At 64.9% G+C, this 18,680-nt stretch carries 15 protein-coding genes; 5 read left to right on the forward strand and 10 right to left on the reverse strand.

Features of this window, described 5'->3' with window-relative positions; all coding sequences use genetic code 11:
* Positions 1-97 precede the first annotated feature (97 nt).
* Positions 98-559, reverse strand: a complete 462-nt coding sequence (locus tag Q4C89_RS03295) for a hypothetical protein (RefSeq protein ID WP_303101180.1) — start codon at positions 557-559, stop codon at positions 98-100.
* 112 nt (positions 560-671) lie between these two features.
* Here Q4C89_RS03295 and Q4C89_RS03300 point away from each other — a divergent pair, with 112 nt between their 5' ends.
* Positions 672-1,433, forward strand: a complete 762-nt coding sequence (locus Q4C89_RS03300; protein WP_303101181.1) for a trans-aconitate 2-methyltransferase — start codon at positions 672-674, stop codon at positions 1,431-1,433.
* Positions 1,430-2,398, forward strand: coding sequence for an NAD(P)H-dependent glycerol-3-phosphate dehydrogenase (locus tag Q4C89_RS03305; RefSeq protein WP_303101182.1), 969 nt, complete (start codon positions 1,430-1,432; stop codon positions 2,396-2,398). The genes Q4C89_RS03300 and Q4C89_RS03305 overlap by 4 nt, the downstream gene beginning before the upstream one ends.
* 94 nt (positions 2,399-2,492) lie before the next feature.
* On the opposite strand, the gene Q4C89_RS03310 is transcribed toward Q4C89_RS03305, so the two are convergent.
* The 4 genes from Q4C89_RS03310 to Q4C89_RS03325 form a co-directional block, all read right to left on the reverse strand.
* Positions 2,493-4,955, reverse strand: a complete 2,463-nt coding sequence (locus Q4C89_RS03310; RefSeq protein WP_303101183.1) for a cbb3-type cytochrome c oxidase subunit I — start codon at positions 4,953-4,955, stop codon at positions 2,493-2,495.
* Positions 4,952-6,214, reverse strand: a complete 1,263-nt coding sequence (gene coxB / locus Q4C89_RS03315; protein WP_303101184.1) for a cytochrome c oxidase subunit II — start codon at positions 6,212-6,214, stop codon at positions 4,952-4,954. Before coxB ends, Q4C89_RS03310 begins: the two co-directional genes overlap by 4 nt.
* Before the next feature lie 265 nt (positions 6,215-6,479).
* Positions 6,480-7,424, reverse strand: coding sequence for a heme o synthase (locus Q4C89_RS03320; RefSeq protein ID WP_303101185.1), 945 nt, complete (start codon positions 7,422-7,424; stop codon positions 6,480-6,482).
* Positions 7,421-8,419, reverse strand: coding sequence for a COX15/CtaA family protein (locus Q4C89_RS03325; RefSeq protein WP_303101193.1), 999 nt, complete (start codon positions 8,417-8,419; stop codon positions 7,421-7,423). Before Q4C89_RS03325 ends, Q4C89_RS03320 begins: the two co-directional genes overlap by 4 nt.
* 144 nt (positions 8,420-8,563) lie before the next feature.
* Between Q4C89_RS03325 and Q4C89_RS03330 the strand changes: the two genes are divergently transcribed.
* From Q4C89_RS03330 to Q4C89_RS03340, 3 genes are all read left to right on the forward strand, one after another.
* On the forward strand, positions 8,564-9,046 hold the full coding sequence (locus Q4C89_RS03330; protein ID WP_303101186.1) for a DUF420 domain-containing protein: 483 nt from the start codon (positions 8,564-8,566) through the stop codon (positions 9,044-9,046).
* A gap of 104 nt (positions 9,047-9,150) precedes the next feature.
* Positions 9,151-9,972 carry a 3-methyl-2-oxobutanoate hydroxymethyltransferase gene (gene panB / locus Q4C89_RS03335; protein ID WP_303101194.1) on the forward strand — a complete coding sequence of 274 codons (822 nt, stop codon included), beginning with the start codon at positions 9,151-9,153 and terminating at the stop codon, positions 9,970-9,972.
* A gap of 135 nt (positions 9,973-10,107) precedes the next feature.
* Positions 10,108-10,866, forward strand: coding sequence for a CHAD domain-containing protein (locus tag Q4C89_RS03340; protein ID WP_303101187.1), 759 nt, complete (start codon positions 10,108-10,110; stop codon positions 10,864-10,866).
* A 6-nt stretch (positions 10,867-10,872) separates the two neighbouring features.
* On the opposite strand, the gene Q4C89_RS03345 is transcribed toward Q4C89_RS03340, so the two are convergent.
* The 5 genes from Q4C89_RS03345 to Q4C89_RS03365 form a co-directional block, all read right to left on the reverse strand.
* Positions 10,873-11,727, reverse strand: coding sequence for a hypothetical protein (locus Q4C89_RS03345; protein ID WP_303101188.1), 855 nt, complete (start codon positions 11,725-11,727; stop codon positions 10,873-10,875).
* 46 nt (positions 11,728-11,773) lie between these two features.
* The gene (locus Q4C89_RS03350; RefSeq protein WP_303101189.1) at positions 11,774-12,847 is read right to left on the reverse strand and encodes a peptidase C39 family protein; all 1,074 of its coding nucleotides are present in this window, start codon (positions 12,845-12,847) and stop codon (positions 11,774-11,776) included.
* A 69-nt stretch (positions 12,848-12,916) separates the two neighbouring features.
* Positions 12,917-13,924 carry an esterase family protein gene (locus Q4C89_RS03355; RefSeq protein ID WP_303101190.1) on the reverse strand — a complete coding sequence of 336 codons (1,008 nt, stop codon included), beginning with the start codon at positions 13,922-13,924 and terminating at the stop codon, positions 12,917-12,919.
* Positions 13,925-13,972: 48 nt separating this feature from the next.
* Complete coding sequence (locus Q4C89_RS03360) at positions 13,973-15,649, reverse strand: long-chain fatty acid--CoA ligase (protein WP_303101191.1); 1,677 nt, start codon at positions 15,647-15,649, stop codon at positions 13,973-13,975.
* Positions 15,650-15,791: 142 nt separating this feature from the next.
* Positions 15,792-18,626, reverse strand: coding sequence for a hypothetical protein (locus Q4C89_RS03365; RefSeq protein ID WP_303101192.1), 2,835 nt, complete (start codon positions 18,624-18,626; stop codon positions 15,792-15,794).
* Positions 18,627-18,680: the final 54 nt, after the last annotated feature.

Consider the following 18,680-nt stretch of genomic DNA (forward strand, 5'->3'; position numbering starts at 1 on the left):
ACCGCGCTCTCTGCAAAGGGGGCGCGGCTTTTTTTGTATCCAGCGGCAATAAAAAAGAAGCCAGCGGGTAGGCGCTGACTTCCTCTGGCCTGACGGTTCAGTTGGCGTCGATGTCGTAGTTGTTGAGCGCGTCGGTCTGGACGCGGCCCGTGGCGTTGTCGTAGATGTTCCAGCCGTACTTGATGCTGCTGAACAGGTAGTTGTCGCGGGGCGCGTAGACCAGCAGTTTGCTGTTGGGCTTGCTGACCACGGTGTCGGACACGTCGTACCTGTTGTTGTGGTTCATGTCGCGGAACACCACGACGCGGTAGGTGCCCGAGGCCACGTCACGGGGCAGGGTCAGCACGTAGCCCCCGGTCAGAAACTTGTCCAGAACCTGGGCCTGGCGACCATCGGCGACGTACTGGCCACCGTTGAATCCCACCACCGCCAGACGCAAGTCTTGGTCGGGGTTGAAGCCACGCAACTGCCCGGACACGGCGGCGCTGCGGGTGCCGATCACGCTACAGGACGTGAGGGCGACGGTGCCGAGGGCGACGAGCATCAGTGCTTTGTTCATGGCCTCAGCCTAAGCAGCCACGGGGCAGAGCGGCAAGAATACCAACTCCCATCTTTCTCACGGGGCCGCGCCGCTCTCTTCACTTTCGGGGGGCGTGTTTATAGTGAGGGCCATGCAGCATCCCCCCTTTACCGCGCTCGCGGCGGTGTACGACGCCATCATGCTGGACGTGGAGTACGACCACTGGGCCGACTTCATCCTGACCTATGCGCGGGATCAGCAACTCGACGCCCGCCGCGCCCTCGACCTCGCCTGTGGCACCGGGGGCATGACCCGGCAGCTCCAGCAGGCCGGGCTGGCGGTGGTGGGGCTGGACGGCAGTGCCGAGATGCTGGCCGTGGCGCGTGAACGTTTGCCCTGGGTGCGCTTCGAGCAGGGCGACCTGCGAACCTTTGAGCTGGGGGAAACCTTCGACCTGCTGACCTGCGTCTTCGACAGCCTCAATAACCTGCTGACGCTGGCCGACCTGGGCGCGGCCTTCGCCCGGATGCACGCCCACCTGCGGCCCGGTGGTCTGCTGGCCTGTGACCTCAACACCCGGCTGGGCGTGCGCGAACTGTGGGAAGGCGACGCCATTGAAGGGGTGGCCCAGAGCGCGACGGGCGAGGAAGTCCATTACCACTGGTCGCACCACTACGACGCGGGGGAAGAGCTGGGCATCGTGCAGGCGTTTTGCCGGGTAATGGCTGCGGACGGCGACGTGCAGGAATTCGTAGAAACCCACCGTGAGCGTGGCTACGACCCCGGCGAGGTGGCGGCCCTGCTGCGGGAAGCTGGCTTCGACCGCTGGGACATCGTCGAATATCCCGATTACGCCGAGCCGGACAGCCAGACGCCGCGCATCTGGGTCTTCGCCTGGCGGGGGGACGCGTGAGCCTGCCTGTTCTAGGGGCGGGGGGCTGGGGCACGGCTCTGGCCGTCGCAGCGGCCCGCAGCGGGCAAAAGGAGGTGCGGCTGTGGGGCCGCCGTCCCGACTTTGCCGCCCGACTGGCCGAAGTGCGCGAGAACCGCGAATACCTGCCCGGAGTGCTGCTCGACCCGGCCATCGTGGTGACGGCTGACTTGCAGGCAGCCCTGGCCGAGGCTGAATTTGCGCTGTTGGTGGTGCCGAGTGTGGGCATGCCCGAATTGCTCGCCGAGTTGCCCCGCGAGCTGGGTGTGGTGCTGTGTGCCAAGGGACTCGCGCCCGATGGCAACCGCCTGAGCGAGTATGCCCAGAGTCTCGGCTTCGAGCGGGTGGCGGTGCTGAGTGGCCCCAACCACGCCGAGGAAATCGGGCGCGGCCTCCCGGCGGCCACAGTGGTTGCCAGCGATGACCTGGCTCTGGCCCAGGCAGTGCAAGCGGCGCTGATGTCGCCCAGCCTGCGCGTTTACACCAGCCGCGACTTGGTGGGCGTGGAACTGGGGGGCGTACTGAAAAACGTGATGGCTCTGGCAGCGGGCTTGGGCGACGGCCTGCGCCTGGGCGACAATGCCAAGGCCGCCCTGTTGACCCGTGGCCTGCGCGAAATGAACCGCTATCTACTGGCACTGGGAGCCGATCAGGAAACGGTCTATGGCCTCAGCGGGCTAGGCGACCTGATTGCCACTGCCACCAGCCCCCACAGCCGCAACCGGGCGGCAGGCGAAGCCATCGCACGCGGCGACAACCCGCAGCAGGGCGGCAAAGTGGTGGAGGGCCTGCGTACGGCGGGGTTGCTGGACGCCTGGGCCACCGCGCACGGGCACGACCTGCCGATCGTGCGGGCCGTTGCCAAAGTCTGCGCGGGTGAATGGTCACCGCAGGAAGGGGTGGAGCAGCTGATGGGCCGAGATGCCAAGGCAGAGGGCAACCTCTAGGGAGAAGAAGGAGACACAAAAGCAGAGAGGGAGAGGCTCGCAAGCCTCTCCCCTCTTTTTCCATCATCTATCAACCATCTACCATCATCATTTTTTACCAGGCGTAGAAAATCGCCACGATGAGCAGCCAGACCACGTCCACCAGGTGCCAGTACAGGCTGGCGGGAACGATAGAGCCGTGGTTGTACTTGTCCATCTTGCCCGTCAGGGTCTGGTAGTAGGGCAGGGCGATACCCGTGCCGCCGATCAGGATGTGCAGACCGTGCAGACCGACGATGATGAAGAAGCAGGACTGCCACAGATTCTGACGCCAGTCGCTTTCGACGCCGAACAGCGTGAACTCGTAGACCTGGAAAATCATGAAGATGGCGCCGAGCAGCAGGGTGATGAACAGCCCCAGACGGCCCCAGCTGGTGCGCCCGTGGTGCAAGTCTTGCTCGGCCTTGTGAATCACGCCCGAGCTGGTGACCAGGATCAGGGTGTTCAGCGCGGCCAGCCAGATGCTGGGACGCAGTGCGGGTGGCTCGGCGGCCCCGATGATGCGCAGGTACACGTAGCCACCGATCAGGATGGCGAACAGCGACACTTCGGAGATGATGAACCAGGCCATACCCATGAAGCCGTTGTCGTACTTCGTGAGGTGGTGGTGGGCGACGGGCACGGCGTATTCACGGGTTCCGGCCCACTTGAACAGCGAGTAGAGGAACACCGGGAAGCTGAGGTACAGCACCACCGTGGCGATCTTGAAGCCCAGCGTGGCGTCTGCGAAGGGCTGGAGGCCAGTGGCGGGCGAGTAGTTGGTAAACCAGCCGAAGCTCAGGCCGTAGCCCATCAGCAGCAGCGAGAAGGCCGTCATGAAGGGCCAGATGCTGTCCTGGGGCAGGTGAATGCTCTTGGGGTCGACCGGAGTCAGGGTGTCACCGCTCTGCTCCCAGTCGTACAGGGGGCGCTCGGTGGGGAAGTTGTGGGGGAAGTCGTGGGCGAAGTTGTAGGCGGCGGGCGGGCTGCTGCTCGTCCACTCCAGCGTGAAGCCGCCCCAGGGGTTAGGCCCAGCGGTGATGGGACGCTTGAAGCTCGCCAGCATGTTCCAGATCATCACGATGCCGCCGATCAGCAGGATGACTGCGCCCACGGTGCTGGCAAAGTTGAGTTCGGTCCAGGCCCAGTTGCCTGCGGGGTAGGTGTAGTAGCGGCGGGGCATGCCCAGCAGACCCAGGATGTACTGGGGCAGGAAGGTCAGCCACGAACCGACCATGAACAGCCAGAAGTGCGCCAGGCCCACTTTTTCGTCCATGAAGCGGCCGGTCATCTTGGGCCACCAGTAGTACAGGCCTGCCATCGCCAGGAACGCCGTGCCGAACATCATCACGTTGTGGAAGTGCGCCACGACGTAGTAGGACATGGTGACCTGGTAGTCGAAGGGAATCATGCCCAGCGTCACGCCGGTAATCCCGCCGACCAGGAAGTTGAACAGGAAGCCGATCAGCCAGTAGGTCGGCATCCGCATCAGGATGCGGCCACCCCACAGCGTGCCGATCAGGTTGAACAGCTTGACGCCCGTGGGCACGGCCACGATCAGGGTGGAGATCATGAAGGCGATCTGCCAGGCTTCAGGAATACCCACGGCGAACATGTGGTGCAGCCACACCACGCACGACACCAGCACGATCGCCAGAATCGAGTACACCATCACGCGGTAGCCGAACAGCGGCTTGCGGGCCATGGTCGAAGCGACTTCGGCGCCGATACCCAGGTAAGGCAGCAGCATCACGTACACGGCGGGGTGCGAGTAGAACCAGAAGAACTGCTGGTACAGCACCGGCACGCCGCCGATACCGGGGTTGAACATGCTCAGGCCCAGCTTGAGTTCGAGGTAGGTGGTCAGCGCCGCAGCGGTCAGACCGCCCAGCGTCAGCAGCTGAAGGATGGAGGTCGCAAAGAGGCTCCAGGCGAAAACGGGCATCTTCCACAGCCCCATGCCAGGCGCACGCAGGTTGACGATGGTGGCGGCGAAGTTGGCCGAGCCGAGCAACGACCCCAGACCGTTGAGGATCACGGCGACCATGAAGACGCTCACGCCCGTTTGGTTGCCGTCGAGGGTCAGGGGGTAGTAGAACGTCCAGCCGACGCTGGGGGCGCCGCCGTTGAAGAGGCCCAGCACGACCAGCAACAGGCTGGCGATAAAGAGCCACACGGCGAAGGTGTTCAGGCGCGGCAGGGCCACGTCGCGCACGCCGAGTTGCAGCGGCAGGAAGTAGTTCCCGAACCCGAAGAGGCCCAGCGGAATCAGGAAGAAGAACAGCATGATGGCCGCGTGCATGGTGAGCACCTGGTTGTAGGTGGTGCCGACCAGCAGCGTCTGTTCGGGCAGGGCCAGTTGCAGGCGAATCGCCAGCGCCAGCAGCCCGCCCAGGCCGAAGCCGATGATGGAAACGATGATGTACAGCAGACCGATTTTCTTGTGGTCGGTGGTCATCATGTAGTCCTTGATGACCTCCCAGATGCCCGGCTTGGTGGCAGTCTGGGTGTGCTGAGGAAGCGGCGCATGTACGGTCACTGCGTACCCCCTACGGTGGTGTTGGTGCCGACGACGGTGCTGCCCTGCCAGTAATCCGCACCTTCAGGCAGTTGCAGGCTCCGCAGGTAGGCGGCGACGTCGTCAATTTCCTGATCGGTGAGCGTGCCGCCCTTCATGACCTTGCCGTTCACCTTGTAGTTGCTGCCGTCATAGCTGGGCATGATGCTGCCGGGCTTGACCTCGGGGCTGTTCTTGATCCACTCGTGCAGCGCCTGCTTGGGGCTGAACCCGCGCGGGCTGTTCTTGGCGGCGGTGGTTTCTTCCCACTGCTGGGGGGTCATGGCTTCCCACATGCCCGCGCCGAGCGTGCGGCGGCTGCCGAAGAAGCTCAGGTCGGGGCCGCTCTGACCGCCCGCCGGGGTGCCCTGGACGCGGTGGCAAGAAGCGCAGGCAATCGCGCCGGTATCGGCCTTGCCCTGCATGAAGATGTTCATGCCGCGTTCCTCGGCGCTGCCGGGAGCAGGAGTGGGGGCGACGTAAGCCTGCGCCGCGTCCATGAAGGTCTTAAAGCGGTCGGGTTCGAGCGCCACCACCTTGAACCGCATGTTGGCGTGCGAGGCACCGCACAGCTGCGAGCAGTTGCCCTGATACACGCCGGGGCGCTGGGTGTCGATTTCCCAGACCTTCTTGACCGAGGGAATCGAGGCCCGCTGACCGCCCAGGTTGGGGGCCCAGAAGCCGTGGATCACGTCCCGGCTGGTGGTGGTGATGGCGACCTTCTCGCCAGCGGGCATCACCATTTCGTTGCCGTTGGCGACGACGCTGCCCCCCTGCACCGTTGCAGCGGGGTAGGAGAAGTTCCACCAGAACTGTGCGCCGAGCGCCTCGATGCCCATAGACTGCTTGGACACCGGATTCAGGCGGGCCAGCGAACGCACCGACAGCACGCTCAGGCCCAGCACCAGCACGACAGGCACGGCAATCAGCCACACTTCAAGCTTGTTGTTGCCGTGGAACTGCTGGGGGGCCGCCGTGTTGCGGTCTTCGCGGAACTTCTGCACCGTGTAGAACAGCAGCGCCGACACGCCCACGAAGATGATGATGGACAGGCCGATGGCCCAGAGTGCAAGCCCTCCGATTTCGCGGTTGTAGGCAGCGGCCTGGTCGCCCAGGTAAATAAACTGCCCTTGCCCACAACTGCTCAGGAAAGCCGCGCCGAGGGCGATAAGCGCTGCGCGAGACCAGAGTTTGGTCTGCTGCGGCCCACCGCCCGGTTTACGGTCATGTTTGGTGTTCAATGTCACTCCTTTCGTTCACCTCAGTCTAAAGCGTTCTGAAGGCAAATGCGCCGATTGCGCGGCCCTCTCCGGGGGTCACTTTCCCAGAATTGCCGCGCCCGTTGCCCTCTGCTCTACCGAACGGTCAGGCACGCCGCCCATGAGAACAGTTTGAGGGGTAGGCAAGTGTCCCCTGAACAGCGAGTCTAGGGGCCGAAAAGTCGAAGGGGTCTGAAGGATTTGTTCCCCTCAGCCCCACGAGTTTTCGCCCCCAAGTTTTCGACGGTTACGCCAGTACGGCCCGGTCTATGGCCCCGGCCACGAACAGCAGCGCCAAATACAGCATGGAGTAGAGGTACAGCGGCACGGCGACCTTGCGCTCGACCGCGTTTCCGGCGATGACGTGGCGGTAAAGCTTGTACGACAGCCACATCAGCCACGCGCCCAGCAGCGCCCCCGACACGAAGTAGATCCAGCCCACGTCCCCGGTGTACACGGGCATCAGCGACAGGATGACCGTATAGATGGCATACAGGCCAATCTGGGCCACCGTCATCTTGTCGCCGTGAACGACGGGCAGCATGGGAATGCCCACTTCACGGTATTCCTCCTTGATCATCAGCGCCAGCGCCCAGAAATGTACGGGCGTCCAGAAGAAGATGATGGCGAAGAGATACCCGGCGAACAGGTTCAGGTCACCCGTGACCGCCGCCCAGCCCACCAACGGTGGAAAACAGCCCGCCGCGCCGCCGATGACGATGTTGTGCCAAGTCGTGCGCTTGAGCCACATGGTGTAGATGACGACGTAGAAGACGAATCCGGCGAGGCTCATCCAGGCGGCGAGCGGCGTGCCCCAGACCCACAGCATGACGAACGACAGGATTTGCAGCGCTGCCCCGAAAATGGCAGCGTTGCGGCTGGAGATGAGGCCCGAACTGGTAGGCCTGCTGGCGGTGCGCGTCATCTTCAGGTCGATGTCGCGGTCGATAATCATGTTGAACACGCCCGCCGAACCCGCCGACATGTAGCCCGCCAGACTGACCACCGTCAGCAGCCACAGCCCGCCCAGGAAGGTGTCGCCGGGCCAGCCCCGCGCCGCCATGAACATGGCCGTGATGGTCGTCCACAGCAGCAGACTGATGACCTTGGGCTTGGTCAGGGCGAGGTAGTCGCGCCAGGTGGCACGAACGGGAACAGGGGGCAGGGAGTCGGTCATAGGGGTAGAGGTCATGCGGGCACTTCCTGGGGGGTCGCCCGAGCGGAACGTTGCACGCTCAGGGCGGTCAGGGCGCGGTAAACCAGCATAACCAATGCCAGCCACAGCAAGCAGGCGAGCAGCAGGTGCGTCAACTGCATCCAGGCCGGAGCCTTGAGCGCCACGTTGATGAAGCCCAGCACCACCTGCACGCCGATCAGCCCCCACAGCACCCGGCTCCAGCGCGTTACTTCGGCACTGGGGCGCAGGTTTTGCAGCCACACCCCCAGCCAGCCCAGGTATACGCTGCCCACGATGGCGAGAATGGGGTGAATGACCCGCAGGTTTTCAATCAGACCAGCGGTGGCGGAAAAGTCGCGCCGCACGGTATCCAGCGGGGTGCCGGGAGCCGGAGCGAACAGCAGGTCGCCCAACGCCGTCACCGCGCCCGCCATGCCCAGCAGAAGGGTCAGCACCAGCCCGATCAGGCTCAGTGTCCAGACCCGGCCCTGACCGCGCAGCCGCAACCCCGGTTCGCCCCTGGCCCACAGCGCCGTGAGCAGCAGGGCCGCCAGCAGCGCGAAAGTGTTGGCGAGGTGAATCCCCTGCACGAAGCCGCGTGCCGGGTCGGTGGAGTCGGCGGTGAGGCCCAGCAGCACCTGAATGCCGCCTACGAGTCCTTCCAGAATGACCAGTCCCAGGCTCAGCACGGCCCCGAAGCGTACCGGGTGGCCTTTGGGGGTCTGACGAAAAGCGAGGACCACCAGAGCGATACCCAGCAGTCCGCTCGCGCCGCTGGTCAGGCGGTGGCTGAACTCGATGATGCGCTCGGTGGTGAAACTCAGGGGAACGACCTGACCGTCACACAGGGGCCAGTGGTCGCCGCACCCGGCTCCGGCCCCGGTGATGCGCACGACGGCGCCCCACAGGATGACCAGAAGGTTATAAATCAGGACTGCCCAGGCCAACGTCGGCAGCCAGCCGCCCTTGCCCGTGTGGGCGCGAGGTCCCGCACTCAGCGTTCCGCTCAAGTTCTTCACCGTCCTTCACGCCGCGCCGGAAAGTAGTCGGGGGGGGGCAGCGTGATACTGCCCGTCATTTTACCCCCCCTCTGCCCGCTCTGGCGTGAAGATTGTCCCCGGTGCGGGGCCGCCTGCCCCTCTATAGTGGCGGGCGTGGTCGCCGAAGTCGTCAACCAGTGGGCTGTTATCACCATCGTTCTGAGTGGCTTGGCCCTCATCGTCGGCGTGGCGATGATTCGCCAGGGCAAGCGCGAGGCGCACATGCGGGCCATGCTCCTTGCCAGCGGCCTTGCCACCATTTTTCTGGTGCTCTACCTGACCCGGCTGGGCCTGGGCTACGAAAAGAAATACGCCGGGCCGGAAGAGTGGCGGCTGGCTTATTTCGTGCTGCTGGTCAGCCATATCGTGCTGGCCGCCGCCAACCTGCCGCTGGCGCTGCTGGCCCTCTGGAACGCCTGGAAGGGCCTCCAGGCTGCCGGGAACCTGGGCAACATAGACGCGCCCGCCGCCCGGCCCTTTTTCGACAAGCACCGCATGTGGGTGCGCTGGACGGTGCCCGTCTGGCTCTACGTGGCGGTGACGGGCTGGGTCATCTACCTGATTCTGGGACGCTACGGCGAGGTCATCAAGGGTTGAGCCTCATTCCATAGAAGGGAAAGGCCGGGGCGGGGGGGTGCTACCCTCGCCCCATGTCGTCTCTACCCACTTCTGGCCCCACTTCCGGCCCCGCCGCTGGCCCGCTGAAACGCAGCCTGCCCGAACTTTCGCACCCGCAGCAGCCGCTGGTGATGGTCACGGCCTACGATTTTCCGGGGGCGCGGCAGGCGCAGGGGGCGGGCGTAGACCTGATTCTGGTGGGCGACAGCCTCGGCAACGTGGTGCTGGGCTACGACTCCACTGCGCCCGTCACGCTGAGTGACATCATCCACCACGCCCGCGCCGTGCGCCGGGGAGCGCCCGATACCTTTCTGGTCGTGGATTTACCTTTCGGCACCTACCACACCGGAGTCACCGACGCCATGCGTCACGCCGTGCGCGTGATTCAGGAAACCGGAGCCGACGCCCTCAAGATGGAGGGAGCCACGCCCGAAGTGCTGGACGTGGTGCGCGTGCTGACCCGCAACGGCATTCCGGTGATGGGACATGTGGGCCTGATGCCCCAGACCGCCACCGCGCAGGGCGGGCTGCGGGTACAGGGCAAAGACGACGAAAGCGCCCGCCGCACCCTGGAAGGGGCGCTGGCCTTGCAGGAAGCCGGAGCCTTCGCCGTGGTGCTGGAGGCGATTCCGGCGCGGCTGGCCCGCCTGATTACCGAGCGGCTGGACGTGGCGACCATCGGCATCGGGGCCGGGGTTCACTGCGACGGACAGGTGCTGGTCTACCACGACCTGCTGGGCCTCTACGAAGGCGACGAGAAAAAAATCGCCAAACGCTACGCCGAACTCGGACGGCAGGCCCGCGAAGCCCTGCAAACCTACGCCGCCGAAGTCCGCGCCCGCGAGTTTCCGACCAAGGAGCAGAGCTTCGTGATGAAGGACGAGGTGCTGGACAAGCTGTACTGATACCCATTCCGATTGAATCCCACGGAATGGGGGATGAAATCCGACTGGCAGGAATCCGCATGGGACAGCCACGACATAAACGCCTCTTAGGTTGCCGTGATGCTGCTGCAAGGATGGGCGGGCTATAACCGACCCATGACCAAAGCTTCCAAAGCCAAAGCGAAAAAGAAAACGAGTGCCGTCTCTCTGGACGAGCGCCTGAGCGAACTCTGGCCCCAACTCACCCAGGGCGACCCCGGCGCGGTGCATGAGGCCCGCAAGCTGACGCGCAAAGTGGCGGCGGAGCAGGCCGTGACCGGAGCGCCCAAAAAGGTGCGCCACGCCTGGCGGGACCTCCGCCGAGCGGTGGCCCCCCTGCGCGACCACGACGTGGCGGGCGAGCATCTGGCGGCAGCGCTGAAGGAGCAGGGGCGGCCCCAGAGCGAAATCACGGCCTTCCGGCGTGACTGGGCGGCGCAGCGTGAGCAGTTGCTGGCGCAGGTGCGGTGGCCCGAGCAGCCGCCGACCCTGGAACGGCCCAGCAAATTCGGGCGCCGTGCCCGCCGCGCCCTGGCCCACGAAGCCCAGGACTTGCTGGAAGACACGCCTGCCGTGCTCCGCGCCCGCAAAGCCGACATCTGGCACGAGTGGCGCAAGGCCCTCAAGCACTACCGCTACACGCTGGAACTGGTGGGCAAGTCGCCCGAGAGCCTGAGCGAAATTCTGGACGCCCTGGGCCGGATGCAGGACGCCGAGGTGGTGCGCGGCTTGCTGGAACAGCAAAACCTGTTGCCCGACCAGCGCGAGGCACTTCTGGCCCGCGAGAAGAAGGCCCGCACCGACGCGCAGCACAAGGTCCGCACCCTCTGGCCCGAGCTGGAAGCCCACCTGCGGGAAATGGCAGCGCAGGACTGATGGAACCTAACGGCCCTTCTCCGGTTCGCCCAGGGCTGGCCTTGCGCCCTTGAAGACCCGCAGCAGTTCGCCCCGTTCGCGTAGGGCTTGGTGAAACTTCTGGGCGTCGTTGAGGGTGGTCAGGCGCTTGAGCTTTTGCGGGTCGGTCACGTTGGCGGGGATGCTGGGCAGGCTGACTTTGGGCGCGGCTGGCGTCTGTCCCCCGAAGCGGCGGGCGCGGAACATGCCGGGATGCTCCTCGAAGACGGCTATCACGTCGTCGGCCAGCCTTTGCAGGTGGGCCGCGAAGGTCAATTCCTGAAGCAGTTCGGCGTGGGCGGCGGCGGCCCCCAGTTCGGTCAGCAGGCGGTCAATCAGGGCGAAGACGCGGGCGGCGTAAGCTTCGACCTCGGCCTGGGTGGGCAGGTAGCCCCGGTGAATGACCCGGTTGCGAAAGTCGGTGCCCAGGCTGCGGGCGTCCATGAAATCGGGGGCCTGTCCCTGGCGCAGCAGGTAGGCCAGCGCCAGCATGCCCAGTTGCCGCTCGGACTGGCTGGCCACGTGCTTCCAGGTGGCCTCCAGCGCCGCTTGCGCCTCGGCAAAGTCGCCGCCGCGCTCGGCTGCCCGTTCCAGCGCCGCCGCCTTGACATAGAACTCGAAAAAGCGTTCCAGCGCCGCCGAAAAGCTGGCGACGGCTTCGCGGGCGTACCCGTCCATCAGCGCCCGCGTGCCGAGGTCGAACAGCATCTCGAATTTTTGCTTGCGAACAAAGACGCAGCTTTTGCCGCCGCAGTGCGGGCAGGTCAGGTCGTGGACATGACTGTCGGCAAATTCGGCCTGAAATTCCCGCGTGCAGTGGGGGCAGGCGGTGGGAAAAAGCATGGGCCGAGTCTAGAGTGCCCAGTCGTGGGAAGGCCACGGGAAGGCGTCAGGGCAGAACAGCCGAGGGCGGCGCAATCACATAGGTCAGGCCGCCACTGTGCGAGAGCCACAGCTTTTCGAAGGCGGCGCGGGGGTAGGTGCGGCGCACCCCGGCGTCGGTGGGGGCCGCCGGGTCGTTGAGCACCGGGTTGCCCTGCGCGTCGAAGCCAATCAGCACCATCAGGTGACCCGTGCTGCTGGGCAAAGCGGCTCCGGGCAGTTCGCCCTTTTTCCAGCCCAGACTGACGGCGAGGGGAAATCCGGCGGCAGTGTACTTCTCGGCGTCGCTCAGGCTCGGCAGCCGGGTGACGAAGGCCCGCATCCCCAGTTCCCCCGCGTAGGCTGCATTGAAGGCCCAGTTGCCCGTGCCCTCGTACACACTGTCCAGGGTTCCCTGCGCGGCTTGCGGCACACTGACCTCCACGCCGTAGTTCGCCAGAATCATGCTGACGCTGGTGGGGCTGCACCACACCTCGCCCCCGCCGGGGTAGAGCATCTGCGAGCGCTGGGGCACGTCCACCGTGCGGCCCCAGGCCAGACGGGTACTCGGCTCACCCGCCCGGCTCAGGCGCTTTTGCCAGTCGCTGGTGTTCAGGGCCAGCAGGCGCAGGGTGCTGCCCGCTCCGCGCAGGGTGACGCGGTATTGCAGGGTCGTCGCCGGGGCCGTCAGCTTGAGCGTGTCGGTAGCGACCCGCCCGCTCGCGTCCTTCTGACCGTCCACGCTGCCCCGGCCCTCGGCAGCGCTCCACAGACCGAAGGAGTACCAGCGGCTCCAGCCCGTCTTCGTCTGCACGCGCACTTCCAGCGTCAGGCTGCCGTCCACGCCCGTGAAGGCATTCCACGACGGCACCACTTCGGTAAAAGCAGGCACGGTCAGTGGGGCCGAGGTCAAGCTGCCGCTCCCGATTCCGGCGGGCACGGTCAGGCCGTCGCCGTTGGGCACTAGGCCGCCGAGTTCGGCGCTTTGCCAGTCGGCAGCGCGTTCGTAGATGGTGGTGCTCGACGTAGGAGAAGTCAGGGTCAAGGGAGTCGCTCCAACGCTACCGAGCAGGGCGGCAGTCAGCAAGGCCAGGAATCGCATGTGTCCTGCGACTATGCCGCGCCGCGCTGACGCCCGCATGAGGAGCACGGCCCCCGTCCTCATGTCGGGTCAGCGTCCCTGCATGTACAGCAGGGCTTCGGGCAGCGCCTCACGCCACGTCACCCAGTTGTGACCGCTGGGGTATTCGCGGTACTGGTGCGGCATCAGGCGGTCGGCCAGCAGTCCGGCGAGGCGGCGGTTGGGGCCAGTGAGCCATTCCACCACCCCGGTGTCCAGGCTGACCTTGAGGTGGCGCGGCAGGTCGGCGGCCCACTGCTCGGTCAGCCACTCGCCTGCCGTGGTCGTGTCAATGACGCCGCGTGCGTCGGTGGCTCCGGGCCGGGCAATCAGCGCCCCCGAGTGGCTGACCACCCGCCCGAACAGCTCAGGGTGACGGCTACCGAGGTACAGCGAAATCAGCCCGCCCAAGCTGGCGCCCCACAGCCCGCGCACGCTCGCCTGTGCCAGCGGCCCTTCCACCTGTGGAAAGACCTCCTGCGTCAGAAAGTCGAGGTAGCGGTCGTTGAGGTAATACTCCTCGTTTCTGTCGCCCGGCTCGACGAAGACCAGCACGGCGGGTTCGGCTTCTCCGGTTTCCACGGCCCGGTCGAGCAGTTCACTGAGACGCCCCAGGCGGTAGAACGCCACCCCATCCTGAATGTAATAGGTCGGCAGCGCCTCGCCCGCGTAGCCGTGCGGCAAATGCACGATGGCCCGCCGCTTGCCGGGAAATACCTGTCCTTCCCAGGTCAGGCGATGGGTCACGCCCTTTTGCGTCGGCTCGGGCCGCTGCCACAGGGGATGCTGTGCGTACTCGCCCACCACGGCGGCGCGGGGATAGGTCCACCAGGGGTTGAGCGACTTCCGGGGGTTGTCGGGGTCGGCAAACGCCTCGCCCTGCGCGTCTACCCAGGCGTACTCGATCCACGCACCACGCGGCAGGGTCAGGGTAATGGGTTGACCGTTCACCACCGGCAGCGGCGCACGCTTGCGCCAGTCGGTCATGTCCCCGATCAGCCCGGTTGCGCCGGGTGGGGGCGAGAAAGTCACCTGCTGTCCACGAACAGAAACCGCCATGCCCGCGATTGTACGGCGCAGGCATGGCCGGATGAGACGGTGGCAATATCAGGAGCGGTGCGGGAAGCCGCGCTGCTGGTAATCGCGGTATTCCTCGCGCAGTTCACGCTTGAGGAATTTGCCCGTCGCGCCGATGGGCAGGGCGTCGGTGAACACGGTGGCGTCGGGCAGCCACCACTTGGCGAATTTGGGCGCAATGAACTCGATAAGCTGCTCATGAGTCGTCACTTCGCCGGGGCGCAGCACCACCACCGCCAGCGGGCGCTCGTCCCACTTGGGGTCGTCCATGGCAATCACCGCGCACTGCGCCACCGCCGGGTGCGCCATAATCGCGTTTTCCAGGTCAACCGAACCGATCCACTCGCCCCCGGATTTGATCAGGTCTTTGGAACGGTCCTGAATGTGCATGTAACCGTCCTCGTCCAGCGTGGCGATGTCGCCCGTGTCGAACCACAGCTTGCCGTTCAGGGTGAGGAAGCTGCTCTGGCCTTCGCCCTTGAAATAGCTCTGGGTGACCCAGGGGCCACGGGTGAGCAGGCGGCCCATCGCCTTGCCGTCGTGGGGCAGGACCTGATTTTGCTCGTCCACGATTTCCAGTTCGACCAGCGGCACCGTCCGGCCCTGCTTGGCCCGCAGCTTGTAGCCCTCGTCACTGCACGGGTCAACGCGGGGCGGCACGCCGCTCGCCGTTCCCAGCGGGTGGGTCTCGGTCATGCCCCACGCCTGCACCAGTCGCAGGTTATGCCGTTCCTCGAAGGCGCGAATTATGGCTTCCGGCGCGGCGCTTCCACCGACAATCATCCGCTCGATGCGGCTGAGGTCGTAGGGCTGCCCATCCTGCTGGGCGCGGTCAAGCTCTGCCAGCAGCCCCATCCAGATGGTCGGCACGCCCGCCGTGATGGTCACTTTTTCGTCGTGCATCAGCTGGGCCAGCGATTTGCCGTCGCTGAACACGCCGCTGAACACCTGTTTGGCCCCGTAGATGGCGCAGGTGTAGGGCAGACCCCAGGCGTTCACATGGAACATGGGCACGATGGGCAGAACACAGTCACTTTCACCGACATTCAGGGCGTCTTTGGGGGCGCTGGCGAGCGAGTGCAGCACGGTGGAGCGGTGGCTGTACAGCACGCCCTTGGGGTTTCCGGTGGTGCCGCTGGTGTAACACATGGCGGCGGCGTCATTTTCGTCGAGGTCCGGGTACTGCGCCAGCGGCTCATGGCCCATGACCCACTCGTCGTAGTTGCCCACTCCTGGGAAGGGCTGAGGGAGTGCGCCCAGAACGAACACATGCTCCAGCTTGGGGCAAGCGGCCTTGATGGCTGGAATCATGGCAGCAAACACGTTCTCGATGAGCAGCACGCGGTCTTCGGCGTGGTTCAGAATCCAGGCGACCTGCTCGGGGTGCAGGCGGATATTGACGGTGTGCAGCACGAACCCCGCACTTGGCACGCCCAGATAGGCTTCGAGGTGCCGGAAGGAATTGACCGCCAGGGTAGCCACCCGGTCACCCGGCTGCAAGCCCAGACTCTGCAGGGCTGCTCCCAGGCGCAGCGCCCGGTCTGCCACCTCGCCGTAAGTGGTGCGGTGGGTTTGCGCCAGCGGTTGCCCCTGCTCGTTTTTGCCCGCTGGGAGCAGGCTGACCACCTCACGCTCCCGAAAGTTGGTGCGGGCGCGTTCCAGAATGAAGGGAATGGTGAGCGGCACGGACATCATGTTGCTTTGCATAGTTGGAAAGCCTCCTGGGCACTTTCAGAGCAAGAGAGCTCCGGAAAGTGTCGAATAAAAGTGGAATGGGTACAGTCTACCCTCTTTCCAGAAAGCATAAAAAAGACCCCAAGAAGGGGCCTTTTTAGAAGGGGAGAAGGACTTAAGGGGCGACGACGGTGGTGCTTTCGACGGTCGAGGTGCCGCCAGCAGTGCCGTCCTGAGCACCGGTGTAGGTCCACACCACACCGCTGTTGTACTCGTTGGGGGCGATGCCGGGAGCCACGACAGTGTGGCGGGCGTAGATGACCCCACCCACAGGAACCACCAGGTTGGGCGACAGGGTAACCGTCTGGGTGCCAGTGGTGCTGGTCGCACCAGGAGCCAGGGTGTAGTCCGTACCCAGAACCAGACGACGGGAAGAAGTGCTTGTGTAGTCGCTGGTGATGACGTTGGTCAAGGCGTCGCGGGTCGGGGTGGGATCAATGTACAGCTCGGTAGCAGTGACATCGAACTGACCGGGGTTGAGCGCCTGAGGCGTGAAGTCACCGAAGTTGTACTTCAGGACGTTGTTGTTCACGCCCTGGTTGGAGGAGGTTTCCACAGCGAGCACCGAGTACAGGATGGTGCTGTCGGTGCCGTTGTTGAGGATTTCCGCCTTGGGGTTGTCCGTGATCTGGGTCGCCACCGAGACGAAGCTGTTCACACGCACGCAAGCCGAGGCGTTGCCGGTGCCGGCGTTGGTGCTGGTGAAGCTGGCGAAGTCGCAGTAGCTGCCGGGGAGGGCCGAGGCAGGCACGCTGCTGACCACGGTCAGGGTCACGCTGCCGCCCACAGGAATGTTGAGGGTGGCGTTGGCGTCGGCGCCCGCGTAGACGGTGCGGTTGGTGGCGTTGTAGAAGCCGCTGGTCGCCGTGCCGTTGCTGGGCACGTAGCTGCTGCTGACGTAGTTGACGTAAGCCGTACCGTTGGTGCCGATGATGTCGGTAATCTTGACGCCTTCAGCGGTACCGTTGCCAGTGTTGCGGACAACGATGGTGCTGGTGTAGTTGCCGCCGGGCTTCACGGTGCTGACGTTGTTCGTCTTGGTGATGGCGAGGCGGGGGGTCGCAACGATCAGGCAGGCCTCGTTGGAGACAGGGTTGCCACCGTTGCTGGTCACGCTGACCTGGTCGCAGTAGCGGCCATCAGCAGAGGCCTGAGCGGTGAAGAAGATGTCGCGCTGCTCACCGGGCTGCAGGGTGAAGTCGCTGTTGACGCTGAAGCCGTCGCGGGCGTTGGCGGTCGAAGCGGGGCTGGTGGGCAGGGTGATGCTGTAGTTGGCGTCGGCGGTGGTCACCGCAGTGCCGTTGACGCGCACCAGGTTATCAATCAGGTCGGTCACGTTGGCAGCAGCGCCACCGTTGTTGACCAGACGGATGCGCAGACGTGCGGGGGTGTTGGCGGGCACGGTACGGGTGGTGCCGAGGTCCACACCGTTGGCGTCGACAAAGTTCTTGAAGACGTTGACGTTGGGCGCCACGAACACGGCGCAGGCGTTGGAGGTCAGGCCCGCGTTGACAATGCCGAAGTCTACGCTGCTGTAGTTGACGAGGGTGGCCTGGTCGCAGTAGACGCCGGTCTCGGTGGAAGAGACGGGGAAGTCCAAGTAGACGGTTTGACCGGGGGCCAGCGTGGGGATGACAGTGTCGAAGCCGTCATTGCCCTGGAGGGTGGTGGTCGCCGCGCCCGCAGGAGTCACGGTGGGAGCAGTCACGCTGTAAGGAGCAGCAGCGCCGCTCACGAGACGGTCGGTCACGTTGACGTTGGTGGCCGTGCCCGCGCCGGTGTTGGTCACGGCGATGCGCATCGTGACGGTGCCGCCCACGGCAGTCTGACCGTCGGTAGCGGGGGCCGTGCTGTCGGTCAGCACGCTCTTCTTGATGGTGACGTTGGGGCGGGGAGCGAAGTACTTGTTGAGCACTTGCTTGCCGATTTCCATGTCGCCCACGAAGGCGATGGCCACCACTTCAGCGCTGGCGCGGTCCGCCGTCGAGAACAGCGTGGTCCAGGTGTAGCCGTCCATGTTGGGGCTGATGTTGTTCAGTCCGTTGACCGAGTTGTAGTAAAGGGGGTACTCAGTGCTGGTCGAAGGGAAGGGAGTGTTGCGACCTGCAGCGTTGGCGCTGTTGGTCACGGTATCGGCCTGCTTGCCGCTGACGCTGATGGCAGCGGGGGTAATGCCGCCCATGAAGTTGGTGTCGTTACCGCCGTCGTCGGCCGCACCGAAGATGACGTTGGTAGGCTGACCACTGCCAGCCGTGGTGGGGAGACCGGTGGCAGGGTTGAAGGCACCGGCAGCACCAGTGATGTTCCAGCGCACGGTCGCGCCCGCAACAGGGTAGGTCTTGCCGTCGGCAGCGCGGTATGCCACGTAGGCGCTGGCGAGGTTCTGAACGCGGCTGGGAGCGACTTCGGTACGCTCGGCGGCCGTGGAGGTGCCCGCGACAGTGGTGTTGTTGGTCACGGTCAAGCCGCTGGCCTCGTCTTCGAGCCAGGCCGTGAAGACAAACTTGTTGGGGTTGGTCAGGTCAGCGCTGGGAATCGCGACGAGGTTGCCGTCACGCACGTAGTAATAACCACGGGTGGTCGGGGTCGTGGGAGTCGCGTTCTTGACCAGGGCGGGTGCCGTCACGGTGGTCACGTTGCCAGCAGTGATGGTGAACTCGATGGCCTCGCTGCTGGCGTAGCCGGTCTGCGAGAAGACGACGGTGTACTTGCCAGGAGCAAGCGTGCCGTACAGCGCCGGGTCAACGACATTGTTATTGCTGTCCTTAACAGTGGCAACAACGCTGGTGCCCTTGACGAAGTTCACGGAACCAGTGGTGACGGGCGTCACGCATTCGCCACCCTGCTCGACTTGGGGAGCCGCGCAGGTCACAGGAGTGGTGCCGTTCTGTCCACAGGCCGACAGCGTCAGGATGCCGGTGAGGGCCATCAGAGCAATACTTTTCTTCATGGCTCATACCGGGTTTCGGGGAGCTGAAGGGACTTCAGTAAAATAGAGGCTGTG

The organism is Deinococcus sp., assembly GCF_030523985.1.
GTDB lineage: Bacteria > Deinococcota > Deinococci > Deinococcales > Deinococcaceae > Deinococcus.

Excerpts from the sequence above, each read along its gene's own strand:
- Q4C89_RS03360 (WP_303101191.1), bottom strand. The coding sequence starts at position 15,649 with ATGCAAAGCAACATGATGTCCGTGCCGCTCACCATTCCCTTCATTCTG.
- Q4C89_RS03340 (WP_303101187.1), top strand. The coding sequence starts at position 10,108 with ATGACCAAAGCTTCCAAAGCCAAAGCGAAAAAGAAAACGAGTGCCGTC.
- Q4C89_RS03365 (WP_303101192.1), bottom strand. The coding sequence starts at position 18,626 with ATGAAGAAAAGTATTGCTCTGATGGCCCTCACCGGCATCCTGACGCTG.
- Q4C89_RS03295 (WP_303101180.1), bottom strand. The coding sequence starts at position 559 with ATGAACAAAGCACTGATGCTCGTCGCCCTCGGCACCGTCGCCCTCACG.
- Q4C89_RS03320 (WP_303101185.1), bottom strand. The coding sequence starts at position 7,424 with ATGACCTCTACCCCTATGACCGACTCCCTGCCCCCTGTTCCCGTTCGT.
- Q4C89_RS03300 (WP_303101181.1), top strand. The coding sequence starts at position 672 with ATGCAGCATCCCCCCTTTACCGCGCTCGCGGCGGTGTACGACGCCATC.
- Q4C89_RS03355 (WP_303101190.1), bottom strand. The coding sequence starts at position 13,924 with ATGGCGGTTTCTGTTCGTGGACAGCAGGTGACTTTCTCGCCCCCACCC.
- Q4C89_RS03350 (WP_303101189.1), bottom strand. The coding sequence starts at position 12,847 with ATGCGATTCCTGGCCTTGCTGACTGCCGCCCTGCTCGGTAGCGTTGGA.
- Q4C89_RS03345 (WP_303101188.1), bottom strand. The coding sequence starts at position 11,727 with ATGCTTTTTCCCACCGCCTGCCCCCACTGCACGCGGGAATTTCAGGCC.